Annotated in this window: 22 protein-coding genes and 1 other annotated feature; of the genes, 2 read left to right on the forward strand and 20 right to left on the reverse strand. The window is 57.0% G+C overall.

The window, feature by feature from the left end:
* Positions 1-12: 12 nt before the first annotated feature.
* The 17 genes from mscL to BQ5462_RS08270 form a co-directional block, all read right to left on the reverse strand.
* Positions 13-462: a large conductance mechanosensitive channel protein MscL gene (gene mscL / locus BQ5462_RS08190; RefSeq protein ID WP_071142847.1), complete on the reverse strand. Its 450-nt coding sequence runs from the start codon at positions 460-462 to the stop codon at positions 13-15.
* 17 nt (positions 463-479) lie between these two features.
* A complete protein-coding gene (locus BQ5462_RS08195) occupies positions 480-1,409 on the reverse strand; it encodes a DMT family transporter (RefSeq protein WP_071142848.1) in 930 nt (309 codons plus the stop codon).
* Positions 1,410-1,436: 27 nt separating this feature from the next.
* On the reverse strand, positions 1,437-2,342 hold the full coding sequence (gene murB, locus BQ5462_RS08200; RefSeq protein WP_071143358.1) for a UDP-N-acetylmuramate dehydrogenase: 906 nt from the start codon (positions 2,340-2,342) through the stop codon (positions 1,437-1,439).
* Between the two features lie 5 nt (positions 2,343-2,347).
* Positions 2,348-2,683, reverse strand: coding sequence for a YlbF/YmcA family competence regulator (locus tag BQ5462_RS08205; protein WP_071142849.1), 336 nt, complete (start codon positions 2,681-2,683; stop codon positions 2,348-2,350).
* Positions 2,684-2,762: 79 nt separating this feature from the next.
* Positions 2,763-3,797 carry a M15 family metallopeptidase gene (locus BQ5462_RS08210; RefSeq protein WP_083378117.1) on the reverse strand — a complete coding sequence of 345 codons (1,035 nt, stop codon included), beginning with the start codon at positions 3,795-3,797 and terminating at the stop codon, positions 2,763-2,765.
* Positions 3,784-5,433, reverse strand: a complete 1,650-nt coding sequence (locus BQ5462_RS08215; protein ID WP_071142850.1) for a HAMP domain-containing sensor histidine kinase — start codon at positions 5,431-5,433, stop codon at positions 3,784-3,786. Before BQ5462_RS08215 ends, BQ5462_RS08210 begins: the two co-directional genes overlap by 14 nt.
* The gene (locus BQ5462_RS08220; protein WP_071142851.1) at positions 5,430-6,134 is read right to left on the reverse strand and encodes a response regulator transcription factor; all 705 of its coding nucleotides are present in this window, start codon (positions 6,132-6,134) and stop codon (positions 5,430-5,432) included. The genes BQ5462_RS08215 and BQ5462_RS08220 overlap by 4 nt, the downstream gene beginning before the upstream one ends.
* Positions 6,135-6,347: 213 nt before the next feature.
* On the reverse strand, positions 6,348-6,731 hold the full coding sequence (locus BQ5462_RS08225; RefSeq protein ID WP_071142852.1) for a metal-dependent transcriptional regulator: 384 nt from the start codon (positions 6,729-6,731) through the stop codon (positions 6,348-6,350).
* Between the two features lie 140 nt (positions 6,732-6,871).
* Positions 6,872-7,927 carry an OmpA family protein gene (locus BQ5462_RS08230; RefSeq protein WP_071142853.1) on the reverse strand — a complete coding sequence of 352 codons (1,056 nt, stop codon included), beginning with the start codon at positions 7,925-7,927 and terminating at the stop codon, positions 6,872-6,874.
* Between the two features lie 227 nt (positions 7,928-8,154).
* Entirely contained in the window at positions 8,155-9,321 is a 1,167-nt protein-coding gene (locus BQ5462_RS08235; RefSeq protein ID WP_071142854.1) for a hypothetical protein, read from the reverse strand.
* An 84-nt stretch (positions 9,322-9,405) separates the two neighbouring features.
* Positions 9,406-10,803, reverse strand: coding sequence for an NADPH-dependent glutamate synthase (gene gltA, locus BQ5462_RS08240; protein WP_071142855.1), 1,398 nt, complete (start codon positions 10,801-10,803; stop codon positions 9,406-9,408).
* Positions 10,788-11,630 carry a sulfide/dihydroorotate dehydrogenase-like FAD/NAD-binding protein gene (locus BQ5462_RS08245; protein WP_071142856.1) on the reverse strand — a complete coding sequence of 281 codons (843 nt, stop codon included), beginning with the start codon at positions 11,628-11,630 and terminating at the stop codon, positions 10,788-10,790. The genes gltA and BQ5462_RS08245 overlap by 16 nt, the downstream gene beginning before the upstream one ends.
* A 76-nt stretch (positions 11,631-11,706) precedes the next feature.
* Positions 11,707-12,984: an amidohydrolase gene (locus tag BQ5462_RS08250; protein ID WP_071142857.1), complete on the reverse strand. Its 1,278-nt coding sequence runs from the start codon at positions 12,982-12,984 to the stop codon at positions 11,707-11,709.
* A complete protein-coding gene (gene mtnP, locus BQ5462_RS08255) occupies positions 12,981-13,820 on the reverse strand; it encodes an S-methyl-5'-thioadenosine phosphorylase (protein ID WP_071142858.1) in 840 nt (279 codons plus the stop codon). Before mtnP ends, BQ5462_RS08250 begins: the two co-directional genes overlap by 4 nt.
* Before the next feature lie 5 nt (positions 13,821-13,825).
* Complete coding sequence (locus BQ5462_RS08260) at positions 13,826-14,497, reverse strand: HAD-IA family hydrolase (RefSeq protein ID WP_071142859.1); 672 nt, start codon at positions 14,495-14,497, stop codon at positions 13,826-13,828.
* A 255-nt stretch (positions 14,498-14,752) separates the two neighbouring features.
* Positions 14,753-15,448: a 3'-5' exonuclease gene (locus BQ5462_RS08265; protein ID WP_159429683.1), complete on the reverse strand. Its 696-nt coding sequence runs from the start codon at positions 15,446-15,448 to the stop codon at positions 14,753-14,755.
* Positions 15,429-15,689, reverse strand: coding sequence for a cation transporter (locus BQ5462_RS08270; RefSeq protein WP_071142861.1), 261 nt, complete (start codon positions 15,687-15,689; stop codon positions 15,429-15,431). The genes BQ5462_RS08265 and BQ5462_RS08270 overlap by 20 nt, the downstream gene beginning before the upstream one ends.
* Before the next feature lie 255 nt (positions 15,690-15,944).
* Positions 15,945-16,186, forward strand: a binding site (T-box leader).
* Between the two features lie 71 nt (positions 16,187-16,257).
* On the opposite strand from BQ5462_RS08270, the gene BQ5462_RS08275 reads away from it, so the two are divergent.
* Entirely contained in the window at positions 16,258-17,484 is a 1,227-nt protein-coding gene (locus tag BQ5462_RS08275) for a YkvI family membrane protein (protein ID WP_071142862.1), read from the forward strand.
* A gap of 65 nt (positions 17,485-17,549) precedes the next feature.
* On the opposite strand, the gene BQ5462_RS08280 is transcribed toward BQ5462_RS08275, so the two are convergent.
* From BQ5462_RS08280 to BQ5462_RS08290, 3 genes are all read right to left on the reverse strand, one after another.
* Positions 17,550-18,431: a serine hydrolase gene (locus tag BQ5462_RS08280; RefSeq protein ID WP_205407948.1), complete on the reverse strand. Its 882-nt coding sequence runs from the start codon at positions 18,429-18,431 to the stop codon at positions 17,550-17,552.
* Positions 18,428-19,156: an N-acetylmuramoyl-L-alanine amidase gene (locus tag BQ5462_RS08285; RefSeq protein WP_083378119.1), complete on the reverse strand. Its 729-nt coding sequence runs from the start codon at positions 19,154-19,156 to the stop codon at positions 18,428-18,430. Before BQ5462_RS08285 ends, BQ5462_RS08280 begins: the two co-directional genes overlap by 4 nt.
* 200 nt (positions 19,157-19,356) lie before the next feature.
* Positions 19,357-19,827 (reverse strand): hypothetical protein, encoded by a 471-nt coding sequence (locus tag BQ5462_RS08290; protein ID WP_083378120.1) that lies wholly within the window; start codon positions 19,825-19,827, stop codon positions 19,357-19,359.
* 811 nt (positions 19,828-20,638) lie between these two features.
* Between BQ5462_RS08290 and BQ5462_RS08295 the strand changes: the two genes are divergently transcribed.
* Positions 20,639-21,517, forward strand: a complete 879-nt coding sequence (locus BQ5462_RS08295; protein WP_071142864.1) for an Rpn family recombination-promoting nuclease/putative transposase — start codon at positions 20,639-20,641, stop codon at positions 21,515-21,517.
* Positions 21,518-22,075: the final 558 nt, after the last annotated feature.

The raw sequence follows: 22,075 nt of genomic DNA on the forward strand, positions 1-22,075 counted from the left end.
CGTGACTCGAGACTAGTGACTGCCTTTAGCCGGCAGCTCGGACGTGCAGTGCGGGCACCGGGTGGCTTCCGGATCCACGGGCTGCTTGCAGAACGGGCACAGGGTGGGTTCTGCCTTCGGTTCTTCCTTCTTGAACCTGTTCAGCACCGAAATCAGGCAGAAGATCACAAAGGCCATGATGATGAAATCGATCACATTGGTAATGAAATTGCCGTAGGCAATCACCGGCAGATTGGCGGCCTTGGCTTCTGCCAGGGTATTCACCTTTTTGCTGCTCAGATTGAGGAACAGGTCGCTGAAATCCACGCCGCCGATCAGGATCCCCAAAGGGGGCATGATGATGTCGTTCACCGCCGAGGACACGATCTTCCCGAACGCACCCCCGATGATGACGCCGACGGCCATGTCCACCACATTGCCCCGGAGGGCAAAAGCCTTGAATTCCGATAAAAATTTCCCCATGTTCAATCCTTCCCTTCTCAGGCGTTTTTCTTCCGTTTGCTCAGTATGGACATGCAGGACCCGAAAAGGATCAGGCAGATGCCCACAATCATGTTGATGGTAATGGGTTCATCGATCACCAGCCAGGCCATGAAGGCCGTAAGGATCGGTTTGATGTAGAAAGCCAGGCTGGCCGTGGCCGGATCCGTATATTCCATGGCCAAGAAATAGCTGGCGTAGCCCAAGCCGGTGACACCCACGGCAATGTAGGCCAGGGCCGGGATGTGGGCCATGGTCAGGCCTTCCAGGATGGGGATGTCGGTGAACACCTTCAGCCCCAGGTCCAGCATCAGGGCCCGTACCGGCGCCAGGGTGCTGAGGCCGATCAGCACCAGCATCTCCAGGGACCCGCACAGAAAGCTCAGGCTGGTCATGGCAATGCCCCCGTACCGCTGGGCGTGTTTCCGGCCGGCGATGCCGTACAGGGCAAAGGTCATGGCCGACAGCAGGATCAAGATGATGCTCAGCTGGCTGCCCGTCATGTTCACCGGATTCACGATGCACACAATGCCGGCAAAGCTGGCAATCAGCGAGAAGATGGTCAGTTTATCGATGGGCTCCCCCAGGAGGAAGTAGGCAAACAGCACCACGAACACCGGGTTGCAGCTGAAGATGACCCCGTTCACCGAAGCCTTGCCGTACACAATGGCCATCTGGTACAGGATCATGCTGACCACCACGCCCAGGAAGCCGGAGAACATAAAGAACTTCCAGTCCTTCCTGTTCAGTGTCACCCCTTTTTTCTTCAACGCACTCATGGCCATGGGCAGCAGCACCAGGCCCCCGATGAGGAAACGGAGAAAGGTGATCTGGATGGGATGGAACAGATTCCCGAAGAATTTCAGGGCGGTTTCCATGGTCCCGAACAGAAACGCCGTTACAAGCACAAAAATATAACCTTTATTCACAACCGTATACTCCCTCTCTGCAGTGTCTTACTTTTCTCCCAAGATCCGGACTTCCGGTTCCAGCCAGACACCGCTCATGGCATGGACTCTGGTCTTTACATCATCCATCAGCTGCAGGATCTCACTGGCCGTGGCATGGCCCCGGTTCACGACGAACCCTGTATGTTTTTCCGAGACCTGGGCATCGCCCACCCGGTAGCCCCGAAGGCCGGCCTGGTCGATCAGTGCCGCCGCAAAATAGCCCGGCGGCCTTTTGAAGGTGCTTCCCGCACTGGGGAAATTCAGGGGTTGTTTGGTGATCCGTTTCTGTGTCAGGTCCCGGATCCGCTCATGAATGGCCTCCGGGTCGCCAGGTGCCAGTTCCAGGGTGGCGGAAAGGATGATATCCCCCGTTTCCATCACCACAGAATGGCGGTACCGGAAATCCATCTGCTCCCGGTCCAGGTTCCTGACCTGCCCTTTGGTATCCACCACCGTTACGGTGCGGACCAGGTTGCCGATTTCGCCTCCGTAGGCACCGGCGTTCATCAAAATGGCGCCGCCCAGGCTGCCCGGGATGCCGGAAGCGAATTCCAGCCCTGTCAGGCCTGCATCAGCCGCCGCCGTGGCCAGCCGGGAAAGGAGCACGCCGGCTTCCACCCGGATCCGGGTACCTTCGATGACAAGTCCATTCAGTGCGTTGCCCAGCTTCAGCACCACACCCCGGATGCCCTTGTCCAGCACCAGCACATTGGATCCGTTGCCCAAAATGGTGCAGGGCACCTGTTCGGCCTGGATGGCTGCCAGCAGGGTGCAGACCTCCTCCTGGCTGTTGGGAGACACCAGGATATCCGCCGGCCCTCCCACCCGGAAGGTGGTGTACTGCGCCATGGGCACATGAATCTGGAACTGGCCTGGAAAAGCCTTTTCCAGAAAGGAAAGAAAGCCCGACATACCCATCAGTCCAGGACTTCTTTGATGGTGTCACCCAGGGTCTTGGACAGGTCGGTGATCATCATCTGGAAGCGGATGTAGGCCTGCAGGTAGTTGCTGGCCACAGGGTTCAGCTGCAGCACATTGTACAGGTCCTGCATCTTCTTCACCTTGGCATCATCAGGTTTCTGGCCCTGGTACTGGGCGATCTCGATTTCCTGTTTCTGTTTCAGGAAATCCTTCACCATATCGTCGGCGCTTTTGTCGGCCGCCAGTTTCGGTTTGGCTTCCGCCAGCATTTTAAATTCATGGGTTTCCTTGATTCCCTGACAGAGTTTGTTCATTTCATCATAGACGTTCATGATGGATTCCTCCTTTTATGTTATCTTAATAATGATACCATATTTTGGGGACAGTGGGTAGTGGGCCCCGCCCCGCAGTTTACATCTTCTCATTCAGGATCCGGTACCGGCTCCCTGCATCGTAATCGAAATGCCACCATTCCATGTCACTGGCGGTGAAGCCCTGCAGGGTCATCTGCTGCCGCAGCAGGTCCCGCAGCGCCCGCTGCCGCTGGGTGCCACCGGCAAACTGGGCATACTGGGCCGGGCTGGGTTCGTCGAAGTCAGAGATCATGGTCACCGGCTCCCCGGTCTCCAGGTCATACAGGCTTACATCCACACTGCGGCCGGAGTTGTGGCTGTACCCCTCCTCCGGCCGGGGCAGCATGTCGGCATGGTCCGTGCCCAGGGCCAGGGTGGCCAGTTTGAAATCGCTCCAGCTCCGGTACCCTTCCCAGATCACCAGACCATAGCCATAGGGCTCCAGTCCCTTCTGCACCTGTGCCAGGGCCCGGGCGGCACTGCGGTCCAGATACGCCTTCGGGCTCAGTACCAGGGGCGCCCCGAACAGGTTGTTGCTGGTGGTATACCGCAGATCCAGCTTCACCCCGGGCACCACCTGGCTGATCTCCACCAGGTCCGCCGTCTTGTCATAAGGCAGATCGGACGGCGTGGCCCCTTCCGCCTGCCGGCGCAGGGTCTCCATGGGCTGGGGCGGGGTGATCCGCAGCCCCCTGCCGCTTTCGCTGCCGGTGAACCGGCGGGTATAGCTCTTTTGCCCCAGGTTCAGGCTGATGCCCTGGCCATTCTTGTCCCGGTCGAACCGCACGGTGCTTTCCGAGTCCGTATTGGGCCCGGTCTCCCGCAGGTCGTAGTTATCATAATGGTTCTTCACCAGGGTGAACGTATTCGCTCCGGTGAAATCCTTATCCTTCTGCAGGAACCGGTACAGCAGCTGCAGATGGCCGTTATTTTCCCGTACGGCCAGGGATTCTCCGTTCCCCTGGTAGAAGCCGATGAGAGCCTCCTGGTCCTTACTGGGTTCCTCCGGCAGCCAGGCCCCGGCCAGGCAGGGCAGCGCCAGTCCCAGACACAGGGCCGCCGTCAGCAGCCCGACTTTCTTAGTCCTTTTCATGGATTTCCTCCTGTTCAAAGCTGGCATCCTCCGGTTCCGGGTGCACATTCTCCACCACTTCCGCCTCGTGGGCGCCGTCCGGAGCCACATGGCTGGGTTCCTTGTAGGGCGGGAAGGTAATGATGAATGCTGTACCCTTGCCCACCTTGCTCTGCACCTGCACCTTGGCCTTGTGCATGCGGATGATTTCCTTTCCGATGGCCAGCCCCAGCCCCGTGCCCGGAATATGCCGGGAATGGGATTTGTCCGCCTTGTAGAACCGTTCCCAGATATAGGGAATGTCCTCTTCGGGGATCCCGTAGCCCCGGTCCGCCACCGTAAGCACCGTTTCCTTCCGGGCATTTTCCATCACCTGGAACCGGATCACCGACGAATCAGGGGAATACTTCATGGCATTGTCCCCCAGGATCATGACCAGCTGGTACAGCCGGTCGCCGTTGCCGTACACCAGCAGGCTGTCGTCCACATACTGCTCCAGCCGGATGTCCCGTTTCCCGGCCCGGCCCTCCAGCATGCCGCACACGCTTTCCACGATCTTGCCCAGGGGGATGGGTTCCATTTCCTCCCCTTCTCCCCGCTGGAGACGGCTGATGTCCAGCAGCTCATTGATGAGCCGCTGGAGCCGCTGGGTCTCGTTGTTGATCAGCCCCCGGTACTTCTTCACGTCCTCCGGGTCCGTAATGGTGCCGTCCGACAGGGCCTCATTATAGCCCTGGATGATGGTGATGGGTGTCCGCAGCTCATGGCTGACATTGGCCACAAAATCCCGGCGCATCTTCTCCATCTTCCGGCTCTTCAGCACGAACTGTTCCAGATCCCGTCCCAGAGAGTTCAGGCTGCGGCCCAGGTCAGCGATCTCGTCGTTGCCGTCCACGGCCACCTTCAGGGAATAGTCTCCGGAAGCAATGGCCCGGGCTGCGTTCTTCATGGAAATCAGGGGCTTCACCATGCGCCGGCTCAGTCCGCTGACGATCACCACGCTGATGCACAGGGCCACGATCCCCACAATGATCGTATACAGGTAGATATCCTTCAGCACCTTGTTCAGGCCGCCCAGGGGCGAGGCCAGCAGCATGGCACCGGTTACATTTCCCCTGGGATCCTTCAGGGGAATGCCCACCATCAGCACCTGTTCCTTGTAGATGGGGTGGAAGATCCGTTCGTTCACCCGGTCACCGCCATACACTTTGCTCAGGATGGTGTGGAACCGGTTGGCTTCGGCCCCTTCCGAGCGGATCTGCTTGTCAATGGCCGCCACGCTCTTCATCCATTTGTCCCGGCGCCGGGCCGCCTGTTCCTGCTGGCTGGTACCATCCCCATGGATCTGCTCGAAATCGGACTGGGTCTCCGAAGCCCCGATCAGCTCATACCGGGTGTTGAACAGCCAGATCCGGGCCCCCACCAGCTGGTCCATGCTGGTCAGATAATCCCGCAGGATGGTGGGATCCATATTCAGGGCATTGAAATACCGCACCATCATGGCCACCTGGCCGCCCTTGTCGTTCAGCTCCAGTTCCTTGGTGCGGAAGAAATAGTCGGTGATCAGGTAACTGAGCCCCACAGAAATCCCGATGATGATAGCCAGAATCAGGCCCATGTAACTGTACATGAGCCTGGTGGATAATGATTTTTTCACTTGTCCTTTTTAACCTCGAATTTATACCCTACGCCCCAGACGGTCATAATGTCCCAGGTGGAATCCGGCGGAATGGCCAATTTGTGGCGCACCCGTTTGATGTGGGTATCCACCGTGCGGGTATCCCCGTAGTAGGTGTAGCCCCAGATCTTTTCCAGCAGCTGGTTCCGGCTGAAGACGATGCCCGGGTTGGAGGCCAGGCACCACAGCAGTTCCATTTCCTTGGCCGTGAAGGTGATTTCCCGGCCAAAAGCCACCACCCGGTATTCGCTCAGATTGATCATCAGGTCCGGATATTCCAGCACCTGCTTGTTCTGGGTATTCAGAGAGGCGTTGGTCCGGCGCAGCACCGCCTTCACCCGCGCCACCACTTCCCGGGTGTTGAACGGCTTGGAGATGTAATCGTCCGCGCCGATCTCCAGTCCCAGGATCCGGTCGTCGTCGGAATCCTTGGCCGTCAGCATGATGATGGGCACATCGGAGATCTTCCGTACCTGTTTGCACACTTCCAGTCCGTCCAGGACGGGCATCATGATGTCCAGCAGGATGATGTCCGGCTTGCCGGCCTGGACCTGCACCAGGGCTTCGGCCCCGTCGGCTGCTTCTATGACTTTAAAACCTTCTTTTTTAAAATAAATGCTCAGGATCTCACGGATCTGAGGTTCATCGTCAGCAATCAATACCGTTTGTTGTTTGTTCATAGCCAATCCTCGCTATTCTGGCAGCAGGCTGCCGGGATGTTTCCATAAAAGGTATTATACCATAATTTAGAGATATGAGAATGAAAGAACCGTGAATTTGAAAGGCGAAAAAAGAATGTTGTCCTTCCCTGAAAGAGGGAGCGGCCGTTTCCGTACAAAAAAAGGACCTTCGATTCTTTCCCATCGAAAGTCCCTTTTCCCGGTTCCTTTTTCTCAGCGCCTGGAGCGGAGTCTCATGTACTCCTTCTTCAGGGCGTCGAAGGTTTCATCGCAGATGTCGTGTTCGATCTTGCAGGCATCGTGCTCGGCGTTCTTCCTGGAAACCCCCAGATTCACCAGGATCAGCGTCAGCACCTGATGGCGCTCATAAATCCGTTCGGCAATATCCCGGCCCGTTTCCGTCAGGTTCACAAACCCGGAATCATCTACCGTCACCAGTCCCTCGTGACGAAATTTCTTCATGGCCACACTGATGGTGGGCTTGGAGTACCCCATTTCGTTGGCAATATCGATGGACCGCACCAGCCCCAGCCGGTTCTTCAGGATGAGGATGGTTTCCAGATACATTTCTGTGGATTCAGTTTCATGGAATTCCATAACAATTTCCCCTATACAACCCGTATCTTGTGATACGAAAATTTATTGTCGTATCATCTATTGTACACCATCCATGCCAATAGTGCAAACGACAAAAAGACCGCCCCCAGAGGGACGGTCTTTTTCATCGGTTTCGGGACTTATCTGTGTTCCCAGATATCCACACGACGGTTGTCGGCTTTGCCGGCTTCGGAAGCGTTGGAAGCTACAGGGTTGTTTTCGCCCTTGTAGTTCAGTTTCATACGATCAGCGGCTACGCCGTTGTCGTTGGCATACCGGGCTACGTTCAGCACACGCCGTTTGGACAGATCTTCGTTGTAAGAATCAGAAGCGTCGCTGTCGGTGTTGCCCACCAGTTTGAAGGTGGAATCCGGATGTGCCTTGGCTACTGCAACGAAGTTGGCCAGTTTGCCGGCTTCGGAAGCTTTCGGGGTATCCACATCGCTGTCGAAGTGGATGCTGTCCAGATAGTAATCATTGTACACATGAGCCGGAGCCACAGGGGTTTCCACAACCGGTGCAACCGGTTCTTCCACCACGGGGGCAGCCTTCTTGTGGCCGCCGAAACGATAGGACAGGCCAACCAGGAAGCCACGATATTTGATGTTGTTGTCGTCATCCAGCTTGGTATCCACATACCGGTACCCGGCATTCAGATCCCAGTTGTCGGCGAAGGTATAGGCCAGGCCGGCATCCCACTGGCTGGTCTTCTTGGTGCCCAGGGCGCCTTCTGCGTAGAAGGCCAGGTTCTTGGCCAGGTCGTATTTGGTACGGATACCGAATTGGGCCACGTTGTTGATCACACTGTCAGCAGCGCCGGTATGAGCACCATGATAGCTGCCGTCAAAATCGTTGTTGATTCGGTTCCAGCCGGCGAACAGAGCCCAGTTCTTGCCCAGGCTGTAGGCCAGGTTGACTTCGTTCTGATTCCCGTCGGTCTTGGAATCATCCATTTTGGTCTTCAGGCCGCGATACTTGTATTCCAGAGCCCATTTGTCGCTCAGGCCATAAGCCAGGCCGCCATCGAAGTTCCATTTCGTGCTGGAATTTTCTCCATCGAATTTGGCTTTCGGAGCCCAGGCCCCCAGATCCATTTGCCATTCTCCCTGATCCCAGGAAGTTTGCGGTGCAGCGCACCCGATGGACGCAGCCGTAGCCAGAACAGCCAGCGTCACTGCAAATACCTTGTTCTTCATTGCAGATTCCTTCTTCCGATACGATTTTTCTCCATGAAAAAGACCGGACTTACCGGTCATTTCATGGATTTATTTTACCGCTTTTCCTATGAAGGAAAAATGAATAATCTGTGTCAATTCTGTGACACGACAACAAAAAAGACGCCCGAAGGCGCCTTTTTTCATTCTGCCTGCGTCAACAGGCTTCCATCGGCTAGTGACTGGTGACCAGTAACTGGTGACTGCTCCTATTCATCCACTCCCGGTTTCAGCTTGCTGCCATCGTTGTTCTGCAGCAGGCTGAAGCTTTCCACGCTCTGCTTGAACGCGTTCAGCTTCAGATCATAGTTGATGGTATCATCCGTCTGGTAGCGGATCTGATATCCGTTACCCTGAGAATTCATCAGGAAGGTGTTCACCACGAACACCTTTTTCAGATCCCCGGTGTCCGTACATTCCATCATGCTCCCGTTCAGGGTGCCCACGGTAATGGGCTGGTGCCGCAGCACCGTAATGTTGGGTGTGTACCGGGTCACCTTCTGCACAAAGGCGTTTTCCGCGGCCGTCAGCCCGGCTGCCGTGGACGTGCCCAGTTCCTGGAAGGTATCATCGGAAAATTCCCGCACCATGAGCCCGTCCGTATGGACACTGCTCAGGCTCCGGCCGAACAGCACATTGTCCGCCCGCAGGGTGTACATCCGCCACCCGCTGGGGATTTCCATTTCGTACCCCATGCCGGGTACGGTCAGAAGGTTCACATCGGTGTACTTCACCGGGCTCAGGGTCAGGTCGCTGGTCAGGGCCTTCAGGGCCTGGCGGGCGGCGGTTTCCAGGTTTTCCGGCGCGCTCACGTTCACCACCAGCAGCACATTTTTTTCCGGCTGGTAGGCCCGGCCGATCAGGAACGGCCGATGGGTCCGGAGCTTTTCCTGGGGTACGGCCACATAGGTGTAGCTGTCCGGTCCCTTCTTTTTGCCCGCCCGTTGGGGTTCTGCTTCCCCGCTGGTCCTGCGGTACTTCCGCAGCTTCCGTTCCAGGATGCCGTCCAGGGCCGGAGCACTGCCCATATCCCTGTTGGTACCATCCTCCTGGATGGTATCGTTTTCCTGATCCTGGATCCGGGTCAGGAATTTGGTGAAGTCTTTTTTCTGTTCACTGGAATACTGCTTCATGGGCACAGAGATGAAACTGGGCAGCGTATACAGGTCCGCGCTGACCAGAAAGTCCCTGCCCACCGTGAAGCGGATCCCGGTGGATGTATGGTAGATTTCCTTGCTGCCGGCCGGTACGGTGAGGCTGTACCCACCGCTGGCCGGTTTGAATGTAGTTTTTGGCGCAGCGTTCCCGGCTGAAGCCCAGGGCAGGCTGAGCCACAGGAGAGAAGCTGCCACAGCCAGAGATTTTTTCAGTTGCATAAGCAGCCCTTTCTGTTGTTTCGTTCATCGTTGATCGTTCATCGCTGGTCGTTGAATCCACCACCGGACACTACCCACGAATCACTATTTCAAATTCCCTTTGATGTATTGATCGATTTCCACGGCAGCCTTCTTACCGGCACCCATGGCGGAGATGACCGTGGCCGCACCGGTTACGATGTCGCCGCCGGCGAACACACCGGGGATGGAGGTCTCTTCGTTTTCATCCACGGTGATGAGTCCTTTTTTGTTGGTCACCAGATCCGGGGTGGTGTGCTTCAGAAGCGGGTTCGGACCCTGGCCGATGGCCATGACTACCATATCCACGTCATACACATGGTTGCTGCCTTCGATTTCCACCGGTCTGCGGCGGCCGGAGGCATCGGGTTCGCCCAGCTCCGTGCGGATGCACTCGATGCCCGTGACCCAGCCGTCCTCGTTGCCCAGGATCCGCACCGGATTGTTCAGCATGTGCAGTTCGATGCCCTCAGCCTTGGCATGGGCGATTTCTTCCTTCCGGGCAGGCATTTCGGCCTCGCTGCGGCGGTACACCACCACCACTTTTTCAGCCCCCAGCCGTTTGGCGGTCCGGGCGGCATCCATGGCCACGTTGCCGGCACCCACCACGGCCACACGTTTCCCTACGTACACAGGGGTGGCCATCTTGGGGAACTTCCAGGCCCCCATCAGGTTCACCCGGGTCAGGAATTCGTTGGCGGCATACACCCCGTTCAGGGCTTCGCCGGGAATGCGCATGAAATGAGGCAGACCGGCACCGGTCCCTACGTACACGGCCTTGAAGCCTTCCTCATTCAGCAGTTCATGCAGGGTAAAAGTCCGGCCGATCACCACGTCCGTCATGATCTTCACGCCCAGTACCTTCAGCTGTTCGATTTCGTGCTGCACGATGGTCTTGGGCAGACGGAATTCAGGGATGCCGTACATGAGCACGCCCCCCACCTTGTGCAGGGCTTCGAACAGGGTCACGTCATAGCCCAGTTTGGCCAGGTCACCGGCCGCCGTCAGGCAGCTGGGGCCCCCGCCCACTACGGCCACTTTGATGCCGTTTCTGGGAGCCAGGCCTTCTTTGATCATATCCGTGCCGTTTTCCCGTGCCTTATCCGCCACGAACCGTTCCAGACGGCCGATGGCCACCGGTTCGCCCTTGATGCCCAGGATGCACTGCTTTTCGCACTGGTTTTCCTGGGGACATACACGGCCGCACACAGCGGGCAAGCTGTTCTTCCGTTTCAGGATGTGGATGGCCCCGTCGAAATCCTTTTCCGTCACCGCATGGATGAACTCAGGAATATCCACGTTCACCGGGCAGCCCGTCACGCACCGGGGATTCTTGCAGTTCAGGCAGCGCTGGGCCTCGTCCACTGCCACCGCTTCCGGATAGCCCAGGGCCACTTCGTCAAAGTTCTTGTTCCGTACGTCCGCCGGCTGTTCCGGCATGGGATTTCTCATTCCTCCACGCATTTGCAATGCCCCCCGCAACTGTATTCTACTGCTTCCTGGTCTTTATACATCTTCGACCGCTGCATCAGGTTCTTGAAGTCCACCTTATGGGCGTCGAATTCAGGCCCGTCGCAGCAGGTGAACTTGCTCTCGCCGTCCACCTGTACCCGGCAGCCGCCGCACATGCCCGTGCCGTCCACCATCAGGCAGCTCAGGCTGGCGGTGGTCTTTACGTTGTAGGGGGCCGTCGTCTTCGCCACGTTGGCCATCATGATGATGGGTCCGATGGCTACAACCAGATCGGGATGTTCGCCTTTTTCCAGCATTTCGCCCAGAGGCTGGGTCACAAAACCCTTGATGCCTTCGGAGCCGTCATCAGTGGTGATGATCACCTGGTCGCTGATCTTTTCCATCCGGTCCCGCCACAGGATCAAATCCTTATTGCGTCCACCGATGATGGTAATCACCTTGTTGCCCAGTTCGTGGTACGCCCGGGCAATGGGATGGACCGGTGCCACGCCGATGCCGCCGCACACCATGACCACGGTGCCGAACTTGCCCATTTCCGAGGGCTGGCCCAGAGGCCCCAGCACATGCTGCAGTTCGTCCCCTTCGCCAAAATCATTGCAGATATGACGGGTGGTGTTGCCCACAGCCTGGACCATGATGGTGATGGTGCCTTTTTCCCGGTCGAAATCCCCGATGGTCAGTGGGATCCGTTCGCTGGTTTCGTCACACAGTACCATGACGAACTGGCCCGGTTTGCATTTGTGCGCAATCAGAGGCGCTTCCAATTCGAATTCCCATACTGCAGGTGCCAGCTGCAGCTTCTTCAAGATCTTTGCCACACGTACCACTCCTTACCGATTTTTGTTGTCAACTTTTCCAGGGCGGACGGATCATCGATCCGTCTCTGCGGGGCGACTATTTCGGGATCACGTACCCGATGCACCGTTCCACTTCCGCTGTCACCTTTTCCAGGTCGATGGTGGTGAACTCACCCTTCTTCAGCAGGATGTTCCCATCCACCAGCACCGTATCCACATCGGCGCTGCTGCCGGCGTACACCAGCAGGCTGGTCCGGTCGTTCCGGGGATACCAGGCCGGGCTGTCCATGTTGTACAGCACCACATCCGCCTTCTGCCCCGGCTCCAGCCGGCCCACATTCTTCAGGCCCACGGCTTCGGCCCCCATCCAGGTACCCATGGCCAGGGCCTGGGACGCCGGCACGGCCTTGGGGTCCCCGCTCTGGGTCTTGGCCAGCATGGCCGCCAGCCGCACTTCCTCCAGCATGTCCAGGTTGTTGTTGCTGCTGGCCCCGTCAGTGCCCAGGCCCACGGTGATCCCCTTCTGCAGCATACCGGCCACGGGCGCAATTCCGCTGGCCAGTTTCAGGTTGCTCTGGGGATTGTGGGCCACCCGCACATGGTGCCGGGCCATGATTTCCAGGTCCTCTTCATCCACGTGCACGCAATGGGCGGCCAGGGTCCCCACTTCGAACATCCCCAGGCTCTCCATCAGGGCAATGGGGCTCTTGCCGTATTTCTTCCGGCATTCCTCCACTTCTCCGGCCGTCTCCGCAAGGTGCATGTGGATTTCGCAGCCCAGCTCCCTGGCCCGGGCGATTACGCTCTCCAGGTAGTCATTGCTGCAGGTATAGGGCGCATGGGGCCCCAGCATCACATGGATCCGGTCGTTGCAGGCCCCGTTCCAGTTCCGGTACAGCTCCGTGTTCTCCTCCAGCCGGCTGGCTCCGTCCGCCACGCTGCTGCCGGTGAGGCCCCGGGACAGCACTGCCCGGATGCCGCTGTCGCCCACGGCCTTGGCCGTTTCTTCCATAAAGAAATACATATCCGCAAAACAGGTGGTGCCCGTACGGATCATCTCGGCAATGCCCAGCAGGCTGCCCCAGTACACCGCCCGGCCGTCCAGGTTGTTTTCCATGGGCCAGATCTTGTTCTGCAGCCAGTCCATCAGCACCATGTCATCCGCATAGCTGCGGAACAGAGTCATGGCCACATGGGTATGGGCGTTCACCCAGCCCGGAGCTGCCAGATGGTCGCGGCCGTCGATCACTTCATGGCCTTCCACCGGTTCCGTGCCCACATAGGCGATATTGGAACCGGTGATCCCGATAAAATAGCGCTGGTTGTCACTGCGGTCCGCCAGTTCCACATCTTTGATTACGATATCATAAGTCATTTGCCGGCTTCATCCTCCTTTTTCCCGGCCGAAAAAGCTTCCAGCCGGAATCCCCCGTACTCTTTCAGGGCTTCGTGGCAGTGGCAGGTATGGGTCACAGGTTCTCCATCCCCCACATAGGCCTCGATCAGGGCCACGATCCGTTTCTTCATGGTTTCCATGGCCTCCGTCACTTCTTCGTGGGAAAGGGCCCGGATGCTCAGCCCCGATCCCATGTTGGTCACCACGGACACATTGGCGTAGCAGATCTCCGCCTCCCGGGCCAGCACCGCCTCCGGCATATTGGTCATGCCGGCCACGTCACCGCCCAGGGATGCGTACATCCGCACCTCCGCCGCCGTCTCGTACCGGGGCCCTTCCGTCACCACGTAGGTGCCCTGTTTGGAGTGCCGCAGCCCCAGTTTGATGATGTTCCGGATCAGGCGCTCCCGCACCACCGGACAGTAGGGATGGGCAAAGTCCACATGGGCCACCAGCCCGTTTTCTCCGTTGAAGAAGGTGTTCACCCGGTTCTTTGTGAAGTCCAGGATCTGGCTGGTCACCACGAAGGTGCCCGGGGGCAGGCCCCGGTTCAGGCTGCCCACCGCCGTGAAAGAAACGATTTCCGTGACCCCCATGCTCTTCAGGGCGAAAATATTGGCCCGGTAGTTGATCTTATGGGGCGGTACACTGTGGCCCGCTCCGTGCCGCGCCAAAAAGTAGATTTCATGCCCGGCTGCCGCTGCCTTCAGGCAATGGGCCGTGCCAAAAGGTGTTTCTATGGAAAGGGGCTCCAGCTTCCCGAAGCAGGAAGCGTCTTCCACGCCTGTGCCCCCGATGATTCCGATCTTGCGCACTGCAATCACCTCTTTTGTTTCATTTGGTTGACCAGGGGAAGGAGGTCCCCCAGGGTATCGATGGTGTAATCCGGCTGGACGAATCGGTCGAAGAACGATGGGGTGAACGACGTCCAGTTCACCTTCACCGTCCTGCACCCGGCCTGCTCGCCGCTCATCAGGTCGTAGGGGCTGTCCCCCACGCACAGGCACCGGTCCGCCGGCACCCCCAAAAGCGCCAGGCCCTTTTCCATGGGTTCCGGATCCGGCTTGTGGGCCGTGCATTCCTGGCAGCCGACGATGCCGTGGATATAATCCGCCAGCCCCAGGCAGCGAAGGCCCCGCAGGCAGCTCTGGCGGAACTTGCTGGTGACGATCACCATGGGCACATGGGCATCAGAAAGAGCCGCAAGCCCCTCCTTCACCCCGGGAAAAGGACGGATCATCCGGTCATGCCAGGCGAAATTGAAATGGCGGTAATATTCCGTCATTTCGTCGATGGCATCTTCCTGGTACTGGCCCGTCAGTTCTGCCAGTCCCTGGCGCAGGGGCAGGCCGAAGGTATTGATGATGTCCTGGTCCGAGAAGGTCTTATCCGGGGCGAAATGACCCAGGGTCTTGTGGAATGTGGCCAGGATCAGGGGCGTGGTATTGGCCAGCGTCCCGTCAAAGTCGAATAAGATACCGCAGGTAGACACAAAGTCCCTCCTTCACACAAACTACGACAGAATTTTACCACAAATCACAATAAAATTAAAGGAGGGAGCCATCTGGCTTCCTCCTTTAAATCTGTGTCCCCCTGAAAGGGGGAAAGGACCCGCTTGCGGGTAGGGGGTTTTTACATCAAATGTACGACGTAAAAACCCATCCACCGTCCATACGGACGGTCCCCCTTCCCTTTTCCCCGGGACTAGGCTGTTCCTTCTCGTCACAGCCGTCGCAGGGAAGGACAACTACCACAAACTCAGCTGCTCCCCTTCCTCCGGGTTCAGTTTCTTCCGGATGGCCTCCAGGAACGCCCCGGCGCTGCCGAACCTGGCCACTCCGTCCCCTGCCACCTTCCGGTAGCAGGCGTCAGTGGTCAGCACATCGCTCAGGGCCCGATGGGCCCGGGGATTTTCCACGTGGTACCAGGCTGCCAGGTTGTTCAGCCGGTGGTGCTCCCACAGGGGGAACAGGGTCTGGGCCATGGGCAGCACATCCACCCAGTCGTTGGGAAGGGCCCGGTGGAGTTCCTTCCGGAATCCCTGCTGCAGGAACCCCATGTCGAACCCCACATTGTATCCCAGAACGATCCGGTCCCCCAGGAACCGGCCCAGCGCAGCCAGAGCCTCCGCCGCCCGGGGAGCCTCCAGCAGCTGGTCATTGCCGATCCCCGTCAGCCGGGTGATGAAGGGCGATACGAACTGGCCGGGCTGTGCCGTTACCGGCTGCACCAGGGTGGTGAAATCAGCACCCGGTTTGCCGTCTATAACTTCCAGGGCCCCGATTTCGATAATCTGGTCCCGTACCGGATCCAGACCCGTGGTCTCCAGATCCACCACCACATAGGTGGAAGGCATCTGCAGCAGACTGCGGCCTGTACCCGGCAGCGTGCCGGCAAAGGTTCTTTCCCTGCGTCCCATGATGTCAACCGAACAGGCGGGCAAAGAACCCCTTCTTCTTTTCATAGGGTTCCACCCGGAAGCTGGTCATCTGATAGCCCGTATTGTCAATGACCTTGCGGACCTGGTTTTCATCCAGGGGTTCGTCCGCAATGATATCCGTTTCCTTTTTGCTGCGGGACGAAGAAACCGAATCCACCCGGAAGGCGTTCCGGATGGCAGAATTGATATGGCTTTCGCACATGCCGCAGGCCATGCCTTCGACACCAACAATCATTTTTACCATAAAATTGCCTCCTTGCTCAGAAACCCTATACCTCGTATGGGTATCTGGTGGTTTTCATTATAGACGGTTTCAAAGATTTGTCAAGGCTAACTTTGGTTTCTCCCGCCAGTTTCTCCTTTTCCCGTCAACTTCTGACCACTCCTCGCTGACAGAATAACATTTTCTATTTTTTCATCCCATTATAAAAATTTTTCCGTAACCCTATTGACACGGTTTGTCCACTATGGTATCCTTCTATCCATCAAACAAAAACGCCAAAACGCTATGACGCAAAATAGTACGTTTGGAAGAAGGCTCCAGAGAGCTGCCGCCCGGTGCAAGGCAGCGCCCGATCCAGACCGAACTGATTGCCGAGCGGATGGGACGAAAAACAAGTAGTCCCCTACGGGCACTCCCGTTACAGAGCATGGCTGTCGCCACAGGCCGCAGCCGAGAGCGCGTCCATCGGACGAAACAGAGTGGTACCGCGGAAGGTCAGTTCGCCTTTCGTCTCTTAGCAGCCATGCGGAGAGACGAAGGGCGTTTTCGTTTCTCTGGACACTTTCTATCTTGTAAGGAGGAATATCCAATGACCATCCAATCCACTGCCATCAAGGGCGCCACCTTATCCATGTGCTTCTCCGTAGGCGCTGTACTGTTCAGCTCCCACGCCGGCGGCGGCTTTGCCACCGGCAACCAGGAAAACGTGTACTTCATCAGCCTGGGCTGGCTGGGGCCCATCACCGCCATCTTCACCATGCTCCTGTTCACCCTCACCATCAAAGAGGCCATGAACATGTACAACAGCCGCCACCTGACCAGCTACAAACAGCTGTTCCAGAACCTGTACAGACCGGTGCGGGGCCTGGAATATTTATTTGAAGCTTTCTTTTACATCATGGTGCTCATGGCCGTGTCCGCCACCATCTCCGGCGCTGCCTCCGCCCTGGCTGCCCAGACCGGCATGGCCTACACCACAGGCATCGGTGTGGTAGGCGCCGTGATCTTCTTCCTGACCATCTTCGGAGCCGGGCTGGTACGCCGGGCCACCACCTACATGGGCATCGCCATCCTGGCCATGGCCATCACCATCTTCTCCGTGGGCATCGCCATGGGAGGGCAGGTTCCCGGCACCCATTTCATCGCCGACGCCCTGGCGGCCGACTTTGCCGCCAATGGCTTCAGCAAACTGCCCACCGCCATTTTACACGCCTTCACCTACTCCGGTTTCCAGTGTGTGGTCATCCCCACCATGGTCGTAGTGGGCGCTCCCCTGGTCACCCGGAAGAACTGCGCCACCAGCATGTGGTTCTCCTTCTTCATGAACGCCACCGCCCTGACCATGGCCGTGTGCATGCTCATGGGCTGGACCGGCATCTACGGAAAGACTCCCCTGCCCACCCTGATGAGCCTGAAAGCCATGGGCATGCCCTGGCTGACCATCCTCTACACCGTAACCCTGATGCTCTGCCTGATCTCCACCGGTGTGACCACCGTGTTCGGATTCACTGCCCGGTTCTCTGAAATGAGCGCCCTGAAGAAAGTCACCCGAAACGCCGTGATCCGCAGCGCCATTGTCACCCTGTTCATCATCTGCCTGTCCATGACCGTATCCATGGCAGGCCTCACCAACATCATCAAATACGGCTATGGCTACTGCGGCTACCTGGCCATCGCCATCATCATCGTACCCTTCCTGGTCATCGGCCGCATGAAGAACAAACGGTACGCCACCGATGCCGAATACCGGGAACGGATCGATGCCATGAACGAATATCCGGGCATGGAAGAAGAGGTGCCGGCACAGGAAATGTAAGGTAAAAGAGGGCATGTGAAAATAAAAAGGAGGGTGTTGCACGTCCTGTGCAACACCCTCTTCTTTTACTCCACCATCGCCTGATAAATCTGCTCTGACAAATCAGCCATGGTTTCGTAAGGGGTGTAGTTCCCGGTGAAAATCACCAGCACATAATCCCCTTTGGGCGTGTAGACGATCCCTCCATCGTGGCGGAAGTCGCTGACCTCTCCGGTTTTGTGGGCCACCACCGTCCCCTTGGGCAGCGCTCCGGGGATGCTGTCGTTGTCAGTCTGGCGTTTGTAAATCTCCAGCATTTCCCGGTCCTGAGCCGGACCCACACATTGTCCCCGGTACAACCGCTTGAACAGCAGCGCTATATCCCGGGTGCTGGTCATGTTTTCCCGTCCTTCTCTCATGGCCTCCGTATCCATCATTTTCCGACGCAGGACGCTGTGGGTGTACCCGTGGCTCTGCATGTAGGAATTGATCCGGTCCATGCCCAGCCGGTCGATGAGCAGGTTGGCAGCCGTGTTGTCGCTTTCCGTGATCATCAGGTCCATGGCCTCCTGAAGGGACACCCGGGTTCCGTACCCCCGGCCCTGGAGGATGCCGGCTCCTCCCACCACATTGTCCGGAGTGAGGGTGAACGTTTCATTCCGGCGCAGACTGCCGCTTTGGATATCCTCATACGCTTTGGCCAGGATGAAGACTTTGATCATGCTGGCGGCGGGCATGGTCTCGCTGCCCCGGTAGATGCTCTGGTTGGTGGACAGATTGGTGAAATAGATCTGGAAGGGGCCGGCCCCCTGGATGATCTTCCCGATTTCCTGCATCCGGGGGCTCAGAGCCGTTCGGGCAGAAGCTGCAGCCGGGGTACTGGCCGAAACGGTCCGGGGAAGGCTCCACCCGGGCATAAGCAGCAATCCGGCCAGCAACAGACCGATTCCCTTGTTGACTGGTTTCAAAAGAACTTCACTCCTTCTCTGGCAAGCTGGTCCTTCAGGCCCTTCATGAAACGGGGCCCCGGATCGGTTTTGCCGTGATAATAACCGGGGATGTTTTCCTTCCACAGGGGCGTATGCCGGGCCTGATTCTGCTGGTAGTGTCCCAGCACCCACTGGATGGTGGGATATTTTCCCCGGAGATACCGGATCAGTTTCACATTGGCTTCCAGTTGGGCCCGGGTCAGATCTTCCCGGCCCTCCACCCCTCCCACGTTCTCGATGCCGATGGAGCACCAGTTCAGCCCGATGGCATGGCGGTTCAAGGCCGTTTCCGGAGTCAGCTGCCAGATGGTCCCGTCCCGATCCACCAGATAATGGGAAGCCACGTTCAGGGTGCCGTTCCGAAGCTGGGGATTCTCCTCAGGATAAAAGTACCGGTACACCCCATCCCGTGAACTGGACGCCGTCCAATGGACCACCACGGCCCGGGGAACGATGGTTTCCATTTCCTGTCCGTAGTGGATCCGGGCATAGTCCCTCATCAACCGGCGGCGCAGGTCCGTAAAGGCAATGGGATGGACCGCCATGGCCGGTTTTTCCGGGGAAGGATGCTGCCATGCACCGCTTTCCCGGGCTGACGGTTCCGCTCCGGCGCAATTTTTGGGAAACGGGCTCCCGGGCCAGCCGGCCAGGGCCAGAACCGCCGCCAGCAAAAGGGCCCGCCGCGCCAGTTTTTTCTTGTTCATGTGCTCTCCTCCTTTCCGTCCATTGTACTCCTCTCCCCTTTTTTCTTCCAGTCATTCAAAAAAATAAAGGCGCTGTGAAAAAATCATCCACAGCGCCTTTATTTCGCTAGCGTCAGCTGGCTTCCATCGGCTGGTGACTAGTGACTAGTGACGAGGTGTGAAAAAGCATTTTTCACACCCCCTTGCCCAAACAAGGTTCGTTACGGTTCGATGGGGCCGATTTCGATTTCGTCGATTTTTCCCTTTTCGATTTCAAAGATCAGACCCACCCCGGGCAGACCCTCCGCCCTGTAGATGGATTTATCCCCACGGACCATGTCCGGCTTTCCGTAGGTCCCCTCCAGGAGAGAAGCGTCCATTCCCACATGGATCCCTTCCGGAGTTGCCCAGCCGTTGTTGGCAGACACTTCTACCTGATAGACAACGCCTTCCGCCAGATGGAGGGAGACCCCATCTCCATATTCGTATTCCACCACCGATCCAGACGGATGGGAAGCAGAATGTTCCCGTTCCGTTTCTGTAGGGGCACCGTATATCTGCCGGATATACGATCCCTCACTGCCAATTCCGATGCCGCCCAGGTACAGGGATTTCTGAGGTACCGATGCCAATGCGGCCGAAGCAGCCAGCGTCAAAAGTGTGGTGAGACCCACAATTGTCCATTTTTTCATCAGGTCCATCCTCCTTGTTTTTAAGAATTATTATTGATTTAGATTTTATCATAATTATATGGAAAATTACAACCCTTTTTTATGACACTTATGTCCCCCGCCACGGAGACGACAAAGAGGAGTCTCTCAGTCCTGCGGAAAAGGATAAAGCTTTGTGTCCCCCTGAAAGGGGGAAAGGACCCGCTTGCGGGTAGGGGGTTCGCACGCCTCTCTGAATTTTAAAGACGGTGTTACTAGTATGATTGATATAAGAACCCACCACCAGAATGGTAGTAAAGAGTCGTATGGTCGGTGTAAAAACCTATCCACCATTGCGCTGACGCGCAACGGTCCCCCTTCCCTTTCAGGGAAGGACAATTACTTGTGTCCCCCGCGACGGAGACGACGAGCAGGAGTCTCCTAGTCCCGTGGAAAAGGGGGAAAGGGCCCGCTTGCGGGTAGGGGGTTCGCACGCCTCTCTGAATTTTAAAGACGGTGTTACTAGTATGATTGATATAAGAACCCACCACCAGAATGGTAGTAAAGAGTCGTATGGTCGGTGTAAAAACCTATCCACCATTGCGCTGACGCGCAACGGTCCCCCTTCCCTTTCAGGGAAGGACAAAGATTTGTGTCCCCCTGAAAGGGGGAAAGGGCCCGCCTTGGCGGGTAGGGGGTTCGCACACCTGACAAACGACAAGAAACACGCATTCCTTCATCACCCCGATTACCGTTTATGACGGTCTTTTTGCACTTAATGACGGTCACTGATTATCCCCTCTTCTTTTTATGGTATAGTATCCTCAAGAAAATACCGGAAGGAGCACTGTCTATGGAAAATTTGAAATCTTTTGATGAATTAACATTTCTGGATAACTTCATGTTCCAATGTGTCCTGCGAAATCCCCGTCTGTGCAAGCATCTGATCGAGAAAATCCTGCAGATTTCCGTCAAGGAGCTCCACTATCAGGAATTCGAAAAAACCATTAACCTGGGCCTTGCCAGCAAAGGAATCCGGCTGGATGTCTATGTGAGAGATGAACAGGGCCGAGTATACGATATCGAGATGCAGTGTACCCAATTCCCTCAAAAAGGACTGGCCAAACGGAGTCGTTTTTACCAGTCCATGATTGATATGGAGCTGCTGGAAAAAGGAGAAAAATACGAAAATCTGAACGCCTCCTACATCATCTTCATCTGTACCTTCGACCCCTTCGGCAGAAATCTGCCCATGTACACTTTTACCCATTGCTGTGAAGAAGAAAACACGATAAAATTAAAAGACGGAGAAACTCGATTGTTCCTGAACAGCAAGGGCAGCGAAAATGCCCGGGATCCGGAAATTGCTGCCTTTCTCCGCTATGTGGACGGCAAGGCAGCAGAGGGTGAATTCGTCCGGAGCCTGGATCAGGAAGTGCAGTTTGTGAAGAGCCTGGAAAAAGTGAGGCGAGAATATATGATCCTAAGTGACGAAATCAGAAGACGCCAGGAAGAAGCAGCAGCAGAGGGGATGGCCAAGGGGATGGCCAAGGGGATGGCCGAAGGAATGGCCAAAGGGATGGCCCAGGGAATGGCCCAGGGAATGGCCAAAGGGCAGGCGGTCTTTGTCAAACGGATGCTGGCACGGGGGAAAAGCATTCAGGAGATTGCCGATGGACTTGGTCTCTCCGCCGACGAAATCAGGACCCTGGCTGAAATGGAAGAATCATAACAAAACAGGTGATCGTTTCGAGCACAGAAACCGCAGGCTATCGGCCTGCGGTTTTTCTAATGGTAACAGGGAATCCACCCCGGGCAGAGACGGGGCCGGTCGCAGGGTCGGTGTACGAACCTATCCACCAGCCATGCGGCTGGTCCCCCTTCCCTTTTCCCCGGGACTAGGCTGTTCCTTCTCGTCACGGCCGTCGCAGGGAAGGACAAATCCTTGTGTCCCCCGCGACAGAGACGACGAAGAGGAGTCTCCCAGTCCGGCAGAAAAGGGGGAAAGGACCCGCTTCAGCGGGTAGGTGGTTCGCATGCCTCTCTGTCTTTTAAAGACGGTGTTACTCGGACGGTCGATGTCAGAACCCACCACCAGCCATTCGGCTGGTCCCCCGCCCTTGAAAAGGGCGGATATTGTGATGGCGTGGGTGCCATTCGGCTGGTCCCCCTTAAAAGGGCGGATAATAGGGTATGGCGGATCCGGAGAGGATTTGGGTTAACTTTTATTCCATTGTCTTGACAAATACCTCTATCTGAGTATAATAAAAACCCGAATGATGGAACTTCT

The sequence above is a fragment of the Acidaminococcus timonensis genome, from assembly GCF_900106585.1.
Classification (GTDB): domain Bacteria; phylum Bacillota; class Negativicutes; order Acidaminococcales; family Acidaminococcaceae; genus Acidaminococcus; species Acidaminococcus timonensis.